Annotated in this window: 13 protein-coding genes and 1 tRNA gene; 1 reads left to right on the top strand and 13 read right to left on the bottom strand. The window is 58.1% G+C overall.

Going from position 1 to position 15,426, the window contains the following annotated elements; translation table 11 throughout:
- Positions 1-26: 26 nt before the first annotated feature.
- The 13 genes from ACZ5M3_RS06805 to gcvT form a co-directional block, all read right to left on the bottom strand.
- The gene (locus ACZ5M3_RS06805) at positions 27-869 is read right to left on the bottom strand and encodes an SDH family Clp fold serine proteinase (RefSeq protein ID WP_464838941.1); all 843 of its coding nucleotides are present in this window, start codon (positions 867-869) and stop codon (positions 27-29) included.
- Between the two features lie 47 nt (positions 870-916).
- Complete coding sequence (arcC, locus tag ACZ5M3_RS06800; protein WP_464840795.1) at positions 917-1,864, bottom strand: carbamate kinase; 948 nt, start codon at positions 1,862-1,864, stop codon at positions 917-919.
- A 140-nt stretch (positions 1,865-2,004) separates the two neighbouring features.
- Positions 2,005-3,267: a phytoene desaturase family protein gene (locus ACZ5M3_RS06795; RefSeq protein ID WP_464840794.1), complete on the bottom strand. Its 1,263-nt coding sequence runs from the start codon at positions 3,265-3,267 to the stop codon at positions 2,005-2,007.
- 65 nt (positions 3,268-3,332) lie between these two features.
- Positions 3,333-5,291, bottom strand: a complete 1,959-nt coding sequence (gene gor, locus ACZ5M3_RS06790) for a glyceraldehyde-3-phosphate:ferredoxin oxidoreductase (protein WP_464838940.1) — start codon at positions 5,289-5,291, stop codon at positions 3,333-3,335.
- Positions 5,292-5,415: 124 nt separating this feature from the next.
- Positions 5,416-5,781 carry a DUF1667 domain-containing protein gene (locus ACZ5M3_RS06785; RefSeq protein WP_464838939.1) on the bottom strand — a complete coding sequence of 122 codons (366 nt, stop codon included), beginning with the start codon at positions 5,779-5,781 and terminating at the stop codon, positions 5,416-5,418.
- Positions 5,774-7,024, bottom strand: a complete 1,251-nt coding sequence (locus ACZ5M3_RS06780) for an NAD(P)/FAD-dependent oxidoreductase (RefSeq protein WP_464838938.1) — start codon at positions 7,022-7,024, stop codon at positions 5,774-5,776. The genes ACZ5M3_RS06785 and ACZ5M3_RS06780 overlap by 8 nt, the downstream gene beginning before the upstream one ends.
- Positions 7,014-8,513 carry an FAD-dependent oxidoreductase gene (locus ACZ5M3_RS06775; RefSeq protein ID WP_464838937.1) on the bottom strand — a complete coding sequence of 500 codons (1,500 nt, stop codon included), beginning with the start codon at positions 8,511-8,513 and terminating at the stop codon, positions 7,014-7,016. Before ACZ5M3_RS06775 ends, ACZ5M3_RS06780 begins: the two co-directional genes overlap by 11 nt.
- Before the next feature lie 238 nt (positions 8,514-8,751).
- Positions 8,752-10,239: a glycerol kinase GlpK gene (glpK, locus tag ACZ5M3_RS06770; protein ID WP_464838936.1), complete on the bottom strand. Its 1,488-nt coding sequence runs from the start codon at positions 10,237-10,239 to the stop codon at positions 8,752-8,754.
- 109 nt (positions 10,240-10,348) lie between these two features.
- Positions 10,349-11,476 (bottom strand): fructose-1,6-bisphosphate aldolase/phosphatase, encoded by a 1,128-nt coding sequence (fbp, locus tag ACZ5M3_RS06765; RefSeq protein ID WP_464838935.1) that lies wholly within the window; start codon positions 11,474-11,476, stop codon positions 10,349-10,351.
- A 112-nt stretch (positions 11,477-11,588) separates the two neighbouring features.
- Positions 11,589-11,825, bottom strand: coding sequence for a hypothetical protein (locus ACZ5M3_RS06760; protein WP_464838934.1), 237 nt, complete (start codon positions 11,823-11,825; stop codon positions 11,589-11,591).
- Positions 11,826-12,141: 316 nt separating this feature from the next.
- Positions 12,142-12,282: transfer RNA gene (locus tag ACZ5M3_RS06755), tRNA-Trp, on the bottom strand.
- Between the two features lie 39 nt (positions 12,283-12,321).
- Positions 12,322-13,149 (bottom strand): DMT family transporter, encoded by an 828-nt coding sequence (locus ACZ5M3_RS06750; protein ID WP_464838933.1) that lies wholly within the window; start codon positions 13,147-13,149, stop codon positions 12,322-12,324.
- Positions 13,150-13,283: 134 nt separating this feature from the next.
- Positions 13,284-14,480: a glycine cleavage system aminomethyltransferase GcvT gene (gcvT, locus tag ACZ5M3_RS06745; protein WP_464840793.1), complete on the bottom strand. Its 1,197-nt coding sequence runs from the start codon at positions 14,478-14,480 to the stop codon at positions 13,284-13,286.
- A 103-nt stretch (positions 14,481-14,583) separates the two neighbouring features.
- Between gcvT and ACZ5M3_RS06740 the strand changes: the two genes are divergently transcribed.
- Positions 14,584-15,420 carry a universal stress protein gene (locus ACZ5M3_RS06740; protein ID WP_464838932.1) on the top strand — a complete coding sequence of 279 codons (837 nt, stop codon included), beginning with the start codon at positions 14,584-14,586 and terminating at the stop codon, positions 15,418-15,420.
- Positions 15,421-15,426 lie beyond the last annotated feature (6 nt).

The raw sequence follows: 15,426 nt of genomic DNA, 5'->3' as shown, positions 1-15,426 counted from the left end.
GTGGGAGTAAGGGAAAGATAGACCCTTCAGGAACTCTCGCCCTTCTGGGTGTAAGGCATGAACTCCACCGTGCCCCTCTGCTTTGTTGGCTGCCTGTAGAGTTCCATAAGGGCATAGACTTCCTCCGGGACACTGGTCTCGACGTGGAGGCCGAGCTCTTTGGCGTGTTCGTAGGTTATCGGGTAGTCGTGGGTCCACCGGCCTTCGGTGAGTACCTGGGCAAGCTCTCTGGCCTTCTCCTCGCCGTATCTGTCTTTCAAGATGCCGTAAACGAAGTCCCGAACCTGTTTGATAGCTTTCTCGGCCACATCCGCCAGGATGAGCGTCTGGTCGTCCACCTTGTCAACGCCCTTCCTCTCGACGGCCCTGACGATGCTCGGTCCGGGATACTGGCCGAGTTGCGGGTCAACAGGTCCCAGAACCGCGTGGGGGTCCATTATTATCTTGTCCGCAGCGAGGGCGATGAGTGTTCCGCCGCTCATGGCGTAGTGTGGGACGATGACCCTCGTCTCTGCCGGATGGTCGTGAAGTGCCTTCGCTATCTGTGTGGCGGCCAGGACCAATCCGCCCGGGGTGTGTATTATGAGGTCTATCGGCTTGTCCTTGGGGGCCGCACGGATGGCCCTAAGAACCTCCTCGCTGTCCTCAATGCTTATGAACTTGTAGAAGGGTATGCCGAAGAGCCCGACGCTCTCCTGTCTGTGGATCATCGTTATCACGGTTGAGCCCCGCTTTTCCGAGAGCCTCTTCAGTATTCTGGCCCTGGCCAGCTGCAGGCTCCGGTACTGCATCTGGGGCCAGAGGAGCAGGTACATGAAGAACAGCCACCACAGCAGCGAGCCGAAGAATCCGGTGGTTGCATCAGCCATGTCATCACCAAATAAAGAAGGGGTGGGAGATATTTATAGGCTTTGGTTCAGCCCTTTATGACCTGCGTTCCGGTCTTCCCTTCGAGGGCCTCAACGGCCCTGTCGAGCGCCGCTATGACGGCCCTCTCACCGCCCCACTCGACGAAGCGTATGGCCGCCAAGACCTTCGGCCCCATGCTGCCCTTCTTGAAGTGCCCCTCCTCGTAGTACTTCTTCAGCTCCTCCACCGTGACCTTTCCGAGCCACCTCTCGTCGGGTTTTCCGAAGTTCACCGCGGCCCCGTTCACGTCCGTGAGGATCATGAAGATGTCCGCCTTTACCTCCTCGGCGAGCCTCTCTCCGGCCAGGTCCTTGTCTATAACGGCCTCCACGCCCTTAAGCTGGCCGTCCTCCTCGATGACGGGAACCCCGCCGCCACCGCTGGCTATGACGATGAAGCCCTTTTCCACCAGGTCAACTATGACTGGGGCCTCGACGTGCCCCATCGGGTCAGGACTCGGCACAACGCGCCTCCAGCCCCTGCCCGAGTCCTCGATCACGACCCAGCCCTTCTCCTTTGCGAGCTTCTTCGCCGTTTCTTCGTCGTAGAAGGGCCCAACTGGCTTGCTCGGGTGCTGGAATGCAGGGTCGTTCTTGTCCACGATGGTCTGAGTTACAATAGTCGCCACGGGCTTTTCTATTCCGCGCCTCTTCAGCTCGTTCCTTATCGCCTGCTGTATCATGTATCCTATCTGCCCCTGGGTCATCGCGCCCGCAACGTCCATCGGCTGGGCCGGAATGCCGTGGGCGGCCTGACCGGCGTCCATGTGGAGGAGGAGCGCCCCGACCTGGGGGCCGTTGCCGTGGGTGATCACAACCTCATAGTCACCGTCAAGGATTATATCCACTATCTGCTTGGCCGTCTTCGTGACGTTCTCCATCTGTTCCTCGTAGGTTCCCTTCTGGCCTCGCTGGAGAATGGCGTTGCCGCCAAGGGCGATGACAACTCTCTTCATGAGCATCACCTCCGGGATGTATAGATACACGGGGGAGGATAAAAACGTTCGTTAGAAGCCAGGGCTGTCCACCGAAAAAAGGTTCGGTTATTGGATGGATAAGTTGGCAAAGATAAAGGGTAGAGAAGCGGGCGGATGCGTCAGAGGTACCACTCCGAAAAGTTCCCCAGGCCGAGCTTCTCAAGGGCCCTCATGACTCCCAGGGCTATGCCCTCGACCTCTATCCCTCCGGACGGCTTGTAGGCATCTCCGACGATGTAAACATCGCTTATCGGGAAGTCCTCAACGGTCTGGCCGCTGGCGACCCTGTTTACGGGGTTCCCGTCGAGGTAGGTCTGGATTAGCAGGATCTCCCCCTCCCTATCGAGGTTCGGGAAGATGCGGTGGATGTCATCGATGCCTTTCCTCTGCTCGGCCTTGACGTTCCTGCTCTGGAGCGCGTGGTGGAACATGAGGAGCGTGTAGCCCTTGGGAGCGAGCTCCGGGGAAATACTGGATGGCTCGTTGTAGCCGTTTATCCTCTCAGTATCGAGGGTGAAGACGACGGTGTTGCCTATCCTCGGTTCACCTTTTAAGGCAACGTTGTACTTTATCCCCTCGCTCGGCTTCAGCGAGTCCACCCTTTTGAGGTACTCGCGGTCGAAGTTGTCCCTTCCAATCAGCTCGACGGTCTCCCTGATGCCGATGTTGGAGACGAGCACGTCGTAGTTCAGCTCGTCGCCGTCGGAGGTAAAGGCCTTCTTCGCCTCAGGATCAATTTCGACGACCCTCTTCCCCGTGAGTATCTTCCCGCCGTTCGCTTCCGTTATCCTCGCCAGCTCGCCGGTTATCGCCCTGCAGCCGCCCCTGACCAGTCCGGGCCCGCCCCACCTCAGCGCCGCCTTTATCTCCCTCGCCAGCTCTCCCGCCGGAACGTCTAAGACGCTGTCGGCCCAGCCGAGGAAGCTCTTGATGAAGAGGTCGGCGAACTCGTTGTCGCCTATCCTCTCCTTTATCCACTCGCGGCCGCTCATCTCCGCTTCTTCGCCTGTGGGCAGTTTGTTCCTCTTGATGTCGAGGAGGAGCTTTGTAGCCCTTGCTTTCTCGGTAAAGCTCAGGTACTTCCAGCCGTCGCGGTAGTGGAAGGTTTTACTCCCATAGAATATCATGCCCTTTGGATTGGAGTTGACTATCGTAACTTTCGCACCGAGGAGCCTGAGGAGGTGAGCCAGCGGGCCGTCCTCGCCGTGGGGGAGCATGTGGAAAGCGCCGGTAGAGAGGCCGAAGCCCTTGTAGCTTAAATTCGTGAAGCGGCCGCCGGTGTAGGGGGCCTTCTCAAGAACGGTGACCTCGTAACCGTTTTTGGCCAGGAACGAGGCCGTCAGAAGGCCGCCGATTCCGGAGCCTATTACAACTGCCCTCATTTTTCTCACCCGAAAACCTGAGGAAGGAGGGGAATATAAGGGTTGTTCCTGAAAGGAAGAAAGACTCAGAGGCGCCAGTCAACACCGAGCTCCTCGCTGTACGCTTCAAGAACCTTCTCGAGGTACTCCTTGGCGGTGCCCACCTTATCTATTTTGAACTTCTCGGCCCAGCGCTCGTTTCCGAACTCCTCGCTGCCGGCAGCGACTAGGTCTATTACCCTCATGCTGTCCCAGAAGACCGGCGTGTAGCCCGCTCTTCTGGCGTATTCGATGAGCCTCTTGATCTGCTTCTTGGCGTGCTCCTCCATGTCGACGTTCTCCCCGTATGCGTCCATGAAGAGTGCCTTAAGGACAGGCTTCATCCACCCCCTGTGGAAGCGGCACCAGCCGACGTTGTCGTACCAGAACTCCCAGAGTGCGCTCGCTATTATCTTGCTCGCCAGCTCCTCCGGCTCAAGGAAGACGCCGAACTGGTAGAACGTCCAGTAGCGGCCCTGGATTGGGAGCGGTATGTAGTTGCCTATCGCCCAGTACATCGTCGGCGTCATCTCCCCGTTCTCGCCGAGCGGAACAAAGACGCCGTAGTCCTTGAAGCTCTCGCCGTACTTCAGCCTGTCCTTGAACATTTCGTCGAGGATAACGCTCGCCTTCCTCTTGCCGAGACCGATCACCTTGGCTACCTCGTTCTCGGCGAAGGCCACGCGGTGGGCCAGCTCCGCCACGAGTTTGGCGTTGACCTCGCTCGCCTCGACGGGTCTCTCAAGGAGCGCCTCCTTCGTGAACTCCGGCTTTCCGCTTATGCCCACTTCCTCGGGCCTCAGCAGACCGCGGTGGACGAGCTCAAGAACCCACGCGGCAGTTCCTCCAAACTCTATCGCGTCGAAGCCCATCGCGTCTGCCGCGTGGACGCTTATGTCGCTGGCACGGAGGCTTATGCTTCCGCTCAGCGGGCCGTTGGCCTCGTAGGGCTCGTACTCAACGTGGTGTCCACGCCTGTGCTTCTTGCACACGACCGGACACGGCTCGCCGCAGGTCGTCCAGTTCCTGGGCTTTATAGCCTCTTCGTTGAAGGGCTCCCAGTAGTGCTTCATTATGTTCTCGTGGATTTTTATGCGCTCCTCCTTCGGGATGTAGGGCATCTGCCAGTTCAGGATGGGCACGAAGTCGCCTTCCGCCGGGTAGTTGCCGCCGAAGGTTCCGCCGGTGTTGAGCTTGGGGTTGAAGCGGTACTTAGTCGTCTTCTCGGCTATTATCTCGTTGTAGGGCTTCTTGTGCACTCCCTCGACGATGCCCTTGGAAGTCTTGAAGCTGCCGATGTCCTCGCCAGGGAAGCTTCTCCTCCTCGGCTTTCCGCCGAAGATTATTCCGACAACGTTGTGTGCCCTCATGAGAACGCTTCCGGAGCCTCCCCTTGCAGCCCAGTCCTCGCTGCCCACAAGCCTCTCTCCCCTCCTGAGTGCCTGGGAGAATATGGCGCCGTAGTTGGTGTTGAGTGAAGCGGGCCCGACAACGGCTATGCGGTACTCGAAGTCGAACCTACCGCCAAAGGTATCGATGAGGTACTGAGTGAGGGCATAAACCCCTTCCTCTCCCTTGTAGCCCCTCCAGATTTCAACGACCTTCTCAAGTTCTATCGCGTGGAGCTCCACCCTCACGTTTTCACCGTCGTTGTACAGGAGAACCACTACCGGCTTCTCGGCCCTGCCCTCAAAGGCCACGAAGTCAACCCCGACGTTTTTGAAGGTGTAGGCTGCCCCACCCATGGCCGAGGGAAAGAGCGTTCCGTAGAGGGGGGAACGGAAGAAGAACATGAGCCTGTGGGCCCCGGGCAGGGTTGAGCCTGAGAAGGGCCCCATCCCCATGACGACGACGTTCTTCGGGTCGTAGGGTTCGAGGCTGTGGGTTTCGAGGTTCTCGTGAACCTCTATCCCGTAGTCTATGACCCCGTATATTCCCTCCTTCTCCAGCTCCTCGCTTTCGACCTTTCCTTCGTTCAGGTTGATCCTGAGAACCGTGAACTTCATATCCCTCACCCCGTATCACTCCCAGTGTTATTTACAATTAATGTATTTAAGAGTTTTGAGAGGTTGCGCTGTGTCCTGCCGTTGGGAAAAATAAAACAGCGAATCGGGCGAAAGCTTTGCCGTGCTACGCCTCCCTCGTGGCCACTATGTTTGCCCCGGTTCCGAGGACGTTTTCTATTATGGCCTGTCCCACACTGACCGGCGCCTCGACCTCGACATCCGCGAGCTTTCGCATGATCTCCGGTATGAGATCCTTGGGAACTGGTCTGTCACTCTTGACGGCAACGGTGGGAAACCTCCCCCCCTTCACCCTCACGACACTCATGACGATGCGCTTTGGCTCTCTGACTTCCTGTATCGCGTAGTCCTTCCCCCTTGGACATGTGAAGCCCTCGACTCCGGTTATCCTGTCGCCCTCCATGGTCACCTCCACCGTACAGCCCAGGGGGCAGACGATGCAGGTCAGCCTGAACTTCTTGGTTTCACTCATCCCGAACGACCTCCATCGTGATTCTTCCCTCAGCCAGGGCGATCTCCTCCCTCTTCAGCCTCACCCTTATCATCTCGGAGGGCCTCACGAAGGGCAGCCGTATCTCCTTCCCGATCTCGGGGAAGCGTAGCTTGACGTTCTCCTCTGGCTCGGCCACCCTCGCGTATATCGTGACGTCCTTGGTATCGGCCAGATAGTGCGGCACCGCCAGCCTGATGTTTCTTCCCTTCACGAGCCTTCTCCATTTAAGCGCGGGCAGGCCATCGTTTTTGACGAACTCGTACGCTCCCACGGCGGCCTCCTCTCCCTGCTCGACGACGTAGTCAACGAGGTCATTGATGACGAGGGCGTTCCCTGCGACGAAGATTCCCGGGACGCTGGTTTCCAGGTAGCTGTTGACGACCGGCCCCTTGGTGGCGGGGTCTATCTCCACACCGGCCCTCTCTATGACCCTGAGGTACGGGACAAGGCCCGCCGCTAGAACGACGGTGTCGCAATCTATGCTCTCCTCTGTTCCGGGGATTGGCCTGAGGTTCTCGTCAACCTTCGTCACGATGACCCTCTCGACCCTTCTCTTTCCTTCAACCCTCGTTACGGCGTGGCTCAGGTAGAGTGGGATTCCGAAGTCCTCAAGGCACTGGACGACGTTTCTGGTCAGTCCCCCGGGGTAGGGCATGAGCTCTATAACCGCCTTGACGTGGGCGCCCTCAAGGGCGAACCTTCTCGCCATTATGAGCCCGACGTCGCCCGAACCCACTATGACTATCTCCTTCCCGGGCATTATGCCGTAGATGTCCATCATGGTCTGGGCTTCCCCGGCGGTGTATATCCCGGCAACCCTGTGCCCGGTTATCCCTATCTCGAACATGTGCCTCTCCCTTGCGCCCGCTGCGTAGATGACGGTCTTTGCCCTGACATCGAAGAGCCCCTCCTCCGTCACCACCCGGAGGGTCTTGTGCCTGTAGGAGTACGGCACTATCTCAAGGACGTGGGCGTTCGTGTAGTACTCGATTTCCAGCTCCCTGAACCGCTTGATTATGCGGTGTATGAACTCCGTTCCGGTCAGGTCTTCCTTGAAGTAGTGGAGCCCGAAGCCCGGGTGCACGCACTGCATCGGGACACCGCCGAGGAATTCCCTGTTCTCGATGAGAAGGACGCTCATCCCCAGTTCCTTTGCCTTTATCGCAGCGGCCAGACCTGCTGGTCCGCCTCCAATGACAACGACATCGTACTCACTCCTCATCTTTCTCACCCCTGAGGAGGACCTTTATGTCCCCGATGCCGTACTCCGTTCCCTCTCCCTTCAGGGTAACCTTCCAGAGCGGGGTTCCGGTTTCTCTGGCGATGATGTTGGCTATCCTCACCCTGCAGAAGGAACCTTGACAGGTTCCTGCCATGACGCCGCTCCTCAGCTTGACGCCGTCGAGGCTGATGGTTCTAACGCCCATCCGCTTCATGCGGTGTATTATGTCCACTATGTCGCCCTCCGTTATCGTGCGGCACATGCAGACTATCCTTCCGTAGGCGGGGTTCTTCTTTATCAGCTCCGCCTGCTTCTCCCGCGGCAGAACCTTGAACCAGAAGGCGTCCCTGTAGGGGTTCCAGTGGGGCTTTTTGGTCAGCTTTACGTCCAGTTTGCCCCGAATCAGCTCCTCAACAACGTAGTGCGCTATCGCTGGAGCCGCAGTTAGCCCGGGCGACCTTATTCCAGCAACGTTTATGAAGCCCCAGGGGTCATCGTAGGCCTCTATTATCCACCTGCCGTCCGGTGGCTCCGGTCTCAGGCCAGCAAAGGTCCTTATCACCTTGCTCCTGGGCGGCAGTCCCCTGACCAGCTTCTTCGCCATCTCCCATACGAACTCCAGCCCCTCCCTGGTGGTGGAAGTGTCGTCCTTCGCGTCCTCCGGCAGGTCCTCTGCGGTGGGCCCTATCATAACCCCGTCGTTCATCTCGGTGATGACGTAGACGCCCTTTGTGGTCGGGGTCGGCGTCTGGTGGACTATCCTCCTAACCTTGGGTTCGGCATCGTCGTCGAAGATGTAGTACTCACCCCTCCTCGGGCGTATCGTGAAGTGGTCTATGCCGGCCATGGCCGAGATTCTGTCCGCGTAGAGGCCGGCGGCGTTTATGACGATGTCCGCCTCGATGAATCCCTGGTTTGTTTCAACACCCCTTACCTCTCCGTTCTCCACCTTTATTCCGCGCACTTCGGTCTCCGGGTGGAACTTAACCCCGTTGTCAACGGCGTTCTCGGTGAGGGCCACTGCCGCCATCGGTGAGGACATGACTCCCGCGGTGGGCGCCCACAGCGCTCCCGCAGCGTCTGGGTTGACGTTGGGCTCGAGCCTCAGGAGCTCCTCCCGGTCAACGAGCCTGACACCCGGAACGCCGTTCCTCTGTGCAAGCTCCAGGTAGTACTCGGCAACCCTCATGTCCTCCTCTTCGAGGGCAACCATAAGCTCGCCCGGCCACTTCGCGGGGATGCCGAGCTCCTTTGTCCACTGGTACCAGAGCCTGTTCCCCTCGACGCAGAGCTTCGCCCTCAGGGGGTGCTTTTCGGGGTCGTCCTCGTGTCCGGGGTGGATTATCCCCGTGTTGGCCTTGCTGACGCCCATCCCGGCATCGGCGTGTTTCTCGATTAGATGGACCTCGAACCCCTCGTACTGGCTGAGAACACGTGCTATCGACGCCCCGACGACGCCGGCACCGATTATTGCGATCCGTGTCTTCATTCCATCTCCCTCCTAATTAACTTAAGAAAGGGTTTTTCTTGTTTTAAAGCTTTCTTAAACCTCAAGTTCCTTTCAGCGGCACTCAGAGAACATATCTGGGCACAAAAAGGCCGCACATTGGTGGACATTGGGGCAATGGACTGAAGTGTCCTTCCCAGTTTTCGGCGGCCCGGCGGAACAGCCGGCCATTTCCAGGCCTTCCAAAACGGTAAAGGTGAAGGAACAGATGGTTATCCCGTCAGGCCCCGGTGACCTTCGCCCACCCCATCGCCCTCTTCACGGCCTCCTTCCAGCCGCGGTAGAGCCTCTCGCGGGTCTCCGCGTCCATCTTTGGTTCAAATACCCTCTCGGCCTTCCAGAGGTCCCTTATCTCCTCCATGCCCTCCCAGTAGTCCACGGCCAGTCCTGCAAGGTAGGCCGCCCCGAGGGCAGTGGTTTCCTTGACGACAGGCCTTATGACGGGCTTTCCGAGTATGTCAGCCTGGAACTCCATGAGGAAATCGTTTGCCGTCGCTCCCCCGTCGACGCGCAGTTCCTTTATACCAACGAGCCTCTCCATCTCCTCGATCACGTCGCGGGTCAGGTAGGCTATCGCCTCCAGCGTCGCCCTCGCCAGGTGTTCCCTCCCGGTTCCGCGCGTTATCCCGATTATCAAACCCCTGGCGAACTGGTCCCAGTAGGGCGCCCCGAGGCCAACAAAGGCCGGGACAAAGTAAACGCCCTCGTTGCTTTCGAGCTTTCTTGCGAGCTCTTCGGTCTCCCCGGCACTTCCTATGACCCTTATCCCATCGCGGAGCCACTGGACGGCTGCGCCCGTTATGAAGACACTCCCCTCAAGGGCGTAGGTGACCTTTCCGTTGAGTCCCCACGCTATCGTCGTGAGAAGGTTGTCGGAATAGCGGACGGTTTTGCCGGTGTTTGCCAGGATGAAGTTCCCGGTTCCGTAGGTGGCCTTCACCATTCCCGCTTCAAAAGCGGCCTGACCGAACAGGGGCGCCTGCTGGTCGCCGGCGTCCCCACTCACGGGTATCTCGACTCCGAGGAGCTCCCCCTTTGTATAACCGTACACTTCGCTCGACTCCCTGACCTCGGGGAGGACCTCTTCCGGAATCCCGAAGAGCTCCAGCAGCTCATCGTCCCAGTCGAGCTTCTTGATGTTGAAGAGCATCGTCCTGGAAGCGTTGGAGTAGTCGGTCACGTGCTCCCCTGTGAGGCGGTAGATGAGGAATGTATCCACTGTCCCGAAGAGAACCTCCCCCCTCTCGGCCTTTCCCCTGAGTCCTGGGACGTTGTCGAGGAGCCATTTGAGCTTGCTCGCCGAGAAGTATGCGTCCGGAACCAGACCTGTCTTTTCCTTGATTACGTCGCCGTATTCCCTCTTTATCTCCTCCACCATCTTGGCGGTTCTCCTGCACTGCCAGACGATGGCGTTGTGGAGGGGTTTGCCGTTTCTGTCCCACACTATCGCCGTTTCCCTCTGGTTGGTGACGCCTATCGCCGCTATCTGCTCCGGCCCGATTTTAGCCCTCTCCAGCGCCGTCTTTATCGCCCTGAACTGGGCATCCCATATCTCGTCCGGCCTGTGCTCAACCCAGCCGGGCTTCGGGTAGTGCTGTGGGAACTCGTACTGCCCTATCCCCCTAACGTTACCCTCCCTGTCGAAAACTATCGCCCTGGCGCTTGTGGTTCCCTCGTCGAGGGAGAGAATGAACCTGTCTCCGCCCATTTCAACCACCGGTGTACATTCCCATTCACCCTCCACTGGGGAGTGTATATTGATGGCTATGGTGGTCTGGAGTTATAAGATTTTACGGACAGAAAAGGGGAAAAGGAGATCACTCTACGGGCTCGAATCTGTCCTTGAGCCTCTCCAGGACTCCCGGGAGGGTGGTGTATTCCATGTCCTCCATCGGGAGCCTGTGGGGCTCGAAGGGTCCGTGCCTGCGCATGTACTCTGCGATCTCAAGGGCCTTCTGCCTGGCCCCGTCGAAGGCCGGGTCGTCGAAGAGGTCAACCGGACCGACGAGCTTTCCTTCTGGGCTTATCTGCCAGCCGAGGGCGACGACCCTTGGGGGCCCATCGAACCTGGTCGGGTTGGCCATGTGCATCGGGACGGGCATTATCGGGCCGTTGTGTGAACCTCTCATCCAGCCGCTGACCAGGTGCGGGAATGCGAAGGGCTCAAGAACCTCTCCGAGTGCCGGGAGGCCGCTCTGGGCCCTAACGATGGCTACCGGGTCGTCCTTTCCAACGTACTCGCCGGCTATTTCGTAGAGCTTCTCGGTGCTAATGACGGCGACCGGTTCGTCCTCCGGTATCTTGTGGCCCTCCTTGGGGAAGACCCTCTTGATGACATACCTTGACTTGGCGCCGATGAGGGCGAGGAGGTCGTAGAGCTCCTCGGGAGTGTTGAGGATAACCCTCGTGTGCTCCTTTATGTCCCAGACCTCGAAGCGGAAGCCCATGTGCATGTTCGGGTCGATGACGAGGCCGGCGGTGTTGAACGGGTCCGCGAACATCCTGAATATCGGAAGGTTGAAGGCACCGGGCTCGGTCTTGTCCATGTGGAAGGTAACTACGGGCTCGCTCTTTCTCACGGTTATCTCCATCTCAGCTATTCCGGGACCCATTCCCCTTATGTTGCCGCTGAAGGCGTCCTTCAGGAGGTCCTGTCCGGCACCGTAGAGACCGAGCTCCTTGGCAACCTTTGTGGCCTTCTCAAAGGTCTTCCAGGCGAGACCGTGTATCTCGGAGCTGTCAACACCCTTCCTGTGGGTCATGATGAGCTGAAGGTCGTCTCCACAGGTGGCGACGTAGAAGTCGATTATCGTGCCCTCCTCCCGGGCCTTGGCAAGAACCTCCTCGGCGGTCTCGACAAGCTGGGGATGAACCCTCGAATGTCCGGGCCAGCCGCCGATGTCGGCCTTTATAACGCTGATCGTTATCTTCTCTCCAACTGCCATGGCAATCACCTCGATGGCTTTTAAGCACTTTTATGCTTATAAAACGTTAATATCACCGCCAATGATACTCATGGAGACGGCAAAGCCGGGATTCGGCGGAAAAAAGAGAGATTCACTCGCAGATGTCGGTCCATCCGAACTCCTTTCTGGCGACTTGGATCAGGCGCTTGAGCTCTTCCTTCTTTATGTTGACGCTTGAGCTTGCACCAACGAGGGCTATGATGCCGTGGACCTCTTCCTGGACCTGAATAACCTCGTCGCTAACCTTAACCACGCGGAGCTCCCTCCTGGCGGTTTCGCCCTCGCCGATGTAGAACTTGTCGTGGCCTATCTTTATGGGCTCCTCCATGGTACCACCTCGTAAACTTTTTATGAGTCAAAGTTAATAAAACTTCCGCTGTCGCTGAACCTTTGCAAAGGCCGGCAGTCCTTTTTCTGGAAGTTTGACGGGTACCTTCTGACAAAGGCTAGCGGGGGCTTCAGAAAAGCCTCACCCACCGATCTGTCCGTGCAGTTGCCCAAAAGGTTCCGACCAGCCGGGAGGGCACATGGGGAGTTGCACCCCCTTCAAGTGGTGGGTGGCGGCCGATGGCAAGAAACACAAACAGGAACCCATCGCAAAAGGCACTCCAGCTCCGATGGAACTTCCGTCAGAAGGGTTTCAATGGTGGGGGCGCGGGGATTTGAACCCCGGTCCGCGGGTTTCTCCGGGTCAGAGCTCCAAAGGCTCATCCCCAAATCAGCAAACCCGCAAGTCCTCATACCTCTGGAGCCCGCGATGATGGACCAGGCTACACCACGCCCCCATCCGGCTTAACCTACCCAAGCCGAGTTTATAAGTTTTGCTATCCCTTCCCGAGGATTATACCGCCCACTATCATCCCCAGTCCCAGCACCGTTGCCGGGGCGATGCCTTCCCCGACGACGAGGGAGATGAAGAAGAGGCTCAGGAATGGCACGAGGTAGGCCAGGTTCGAGGCAAAGGCCATGTCGCCCTCCACCGCGCGGTACCAGAGGAGAAACGTAATCCCCATCTCGAAGAGGCCGACGTAAACGGCCCCCGCAAAGCCCTCCACCTGGGGAACGATGAACTCGCCCGAAAGAAAGAGAACCCCCGAGATGTACAGAAATCCGAAGAAAAAGTTCCAGAACATCTTCTCCACGAGCGGCCGACCATCGCGCAGGCTGAGAAGCCAGTAGCTCGCCCATATCACCGCGCTCCCCAGACCGAGGGCGACGCCAACCGGATCCGAAAAGTTCAGGCAGGTTATGTTTCCCTTCGTTGCCACAACCAGTGCTCCAAGGAAGCCTGTGAAGAGTCCCAGCACCGTTCTCACTCCCGGCTTCTTTCCGAGGAGGGGGATCGAGAGCAGGACGAGCATGAGCGGCCAGGTGTAGTTGAGCGCCTGCGCCTCCTGTGCCGGAAGCCTGTCGTAGGCCGAGAAGAGCACGGTGTAGTAGAGGAGGGGATTGATGAGACCGAGGTAAGCCGAGCGGAGGTCTTCTTTCCTCAGTGAGAACTCGCGGGAGTGGAGAACGCCGAAGGTGATGAGCGAGGTCAGGGAGGCGTAGAAGAGCAGCTGGAGGGGACTCATGTAGCGCAGGGAGAGCTTGAAGGCGCTCGCGACGGTTGACCAGAGCAGCACCGCACCGGCGGCGTGTTTTCTGGACATAGCTCCAACTCATTCTCGGGAAATATAAATCCAGCGATTTTGGTTTCCTGAATAAAATTCGGTTCTGCCCCCGTTACCTATAAGCCTCTCGTGTTGAGGGGACATAAGGGAAAGACGAGAAAGAGAAAAGAGGCTCACTCCTCCCTGAAGGCACCGTACTTCTTCGGGTCGTAGAAGGGCGGAGTTACAGTTATTGCCTTCTTGGGCTTGCCCCTTATCTCTATCTCAAGCTCAACTCCCGGCCTGGCGTACTCCTCCTTCACGAAGGCTATTCCAATGCCAATCCCGAGGAGCGGGGAGCTGGTTCCGCTGGTGACCTCCCCTATGGGCTCGCCGTTTGCGTAGACGGCATAGCCCTCCCTCGGGATTCCCCTGTCGACCATCTTGAAGTGCACCATCTTCCTGCCGAGGCCGCGCTCCCTCTGCTTGAGGAGGGCCTCCTTTCCTATGAACTCCTTGTCCCAGAAGAGCGCGAAGTCGAGGTTGGCCTGGAGGGGAGTAACCTCGTCGATGTCCGTGCTGAGGAGCTGGAGCTCCTTGGTCTCGTTGCCGTAGAGCGTGTAGCCGGCCTCAAGCCTGAGGGTGTCCCTGGCGCCGAGTCCGGCCGGCTTTATGCCGTACTTCTCCCCGGCATCGAGGATGGTCTTCCAGACGTGGAGGGCCTTCTCCGGCTCCCCGCGCTTGCCCTCGTCCGGGTGGTACGGGTTGGCGTCCTCGAAGTAAACCTCAAAGCCGTTCTCGCCGGTGTAGCCGCTCCTTGAGAGGAGCATCTTGATCCCGTCGAGCTCGACCTCCTTTGCCTGGAACCACCAGAGGTCGTTGATGTCGATGCCGAAGAGGTCCTTAGCCAAATCCCTCGCCTTTGGCCCCTGTATCGAGAACATTACCATGTCGTAGGTCTTGTTTTCAATCTCAAGGTCAAGGCTACCGAACTTCTCGATGCCCCTCTTAATCGCGTTGAACCAGGCGTCGAGCTTCTCGAAGGCGTCGCTGTCACAGACCATCATGTAGGTGTCGTTCCCCATGTTGAAGACGAGGGTCTCGTCCTTTACAGCGCCCCTCTCGTTGAGGACGAGCGTGTAGGTTCCGCTTATCGCGGGGGGCCTGCTTATGTCGTTCGTTGTTACATACTGGAGGAACTCCAGGGCGTCCTTACCGCGGAAGATGAACTCGCCCATGTGGGAGACGTCGAAGATCCCGACGCCGTTCCTGACGGCGAGGTGCTCCTCCTTTATGCTGGAGTACCAGATGGGCATCTCCCAGCCGGCGAACTCCTCAACCTTCTTCGCGTTTTCCCTGTGCCAGTCAAAGATGTGAACCCTCTTGACCATAGCTATCACCGTTGAGAGTTCGCTCTGAGCGTTATAACCCTTTCCAATTGAATGGATAACGATAATAAGCACCAACGTCCAAATTAATACTGGGGTGATCAAGATGTTTGAGAAGGTTCTGTACCCGACCGACTTTTCGGATGTCTCCATGCACGCCCTGCGCACCTGCATCCCGAAGCTCATCTCCATGGGGGTTAAGGAGCTCCACCTTATCCACGTTGTTGACATAACCATCGCCGAGTTCGAGGCCTTTGAGCTTGAGGACATCTACCGCGAGAAGCTTGAGAAGCTCGCCGGGGAGCTCAGGACTGAGGGTGTGAACGTGAACGCGATAGTCAGAATAGGGATTCCCTCGATAGAGATAGCCGAGGTGGCGGAGGAGAGGGACATAGACCTCGTCGTCATCCCAAGCGTTGGTGAGAACATCTGGAGAACAATGTTCATGGGAAGCACCGCCTCCAACCTCGCCAGGGCCACCAGAAGGCCGGTTCTCCTCCTGAAGTACCAGAAAAAGGACGACGGCTTTGAGCCATCGGTGGACTGTTCGACCATATTCAAGCGCCCCCTGATTGCACTTGACTTCTCGAAGTGCTCGATAAAGATAGTCAAGACCGTGAGGGAGTTCGAGGAGCTCATAGAGCGGGGAATCCTCGTCCACTCCGTGGACTACGGGAAGATGGACGAGCTTGAGCACAACATAGAGGTGGCGAAGGTCAACCTCAGGAAGTCCGCCCGGGGCGTGAAGGCCCACTTTGACTTTGAGGTTCTTGTGGGCAGTGCCAGTCAGGCGATAATAGGGACGGCCATCGCAAAGAACGCCACGCTGATAGTCATAGGCAAGAAGGGCAGGAACTTTCTGAAGGATCTGCTCCTCGGAAGCACCGCGGAGAGAGTCATGAGGGACTCAAAAGTCCCGGTACTGTTGGTGCCGTGCGATTAGCCTCAG

The organism is Thermococcus coalescens, from assembly GCF_055392585.1.
The sequence above is the reverse complement of the archived record's forward strand: the minus strand, read 5'-3'. Positions and strand labels throughout refer to the sequence as shown.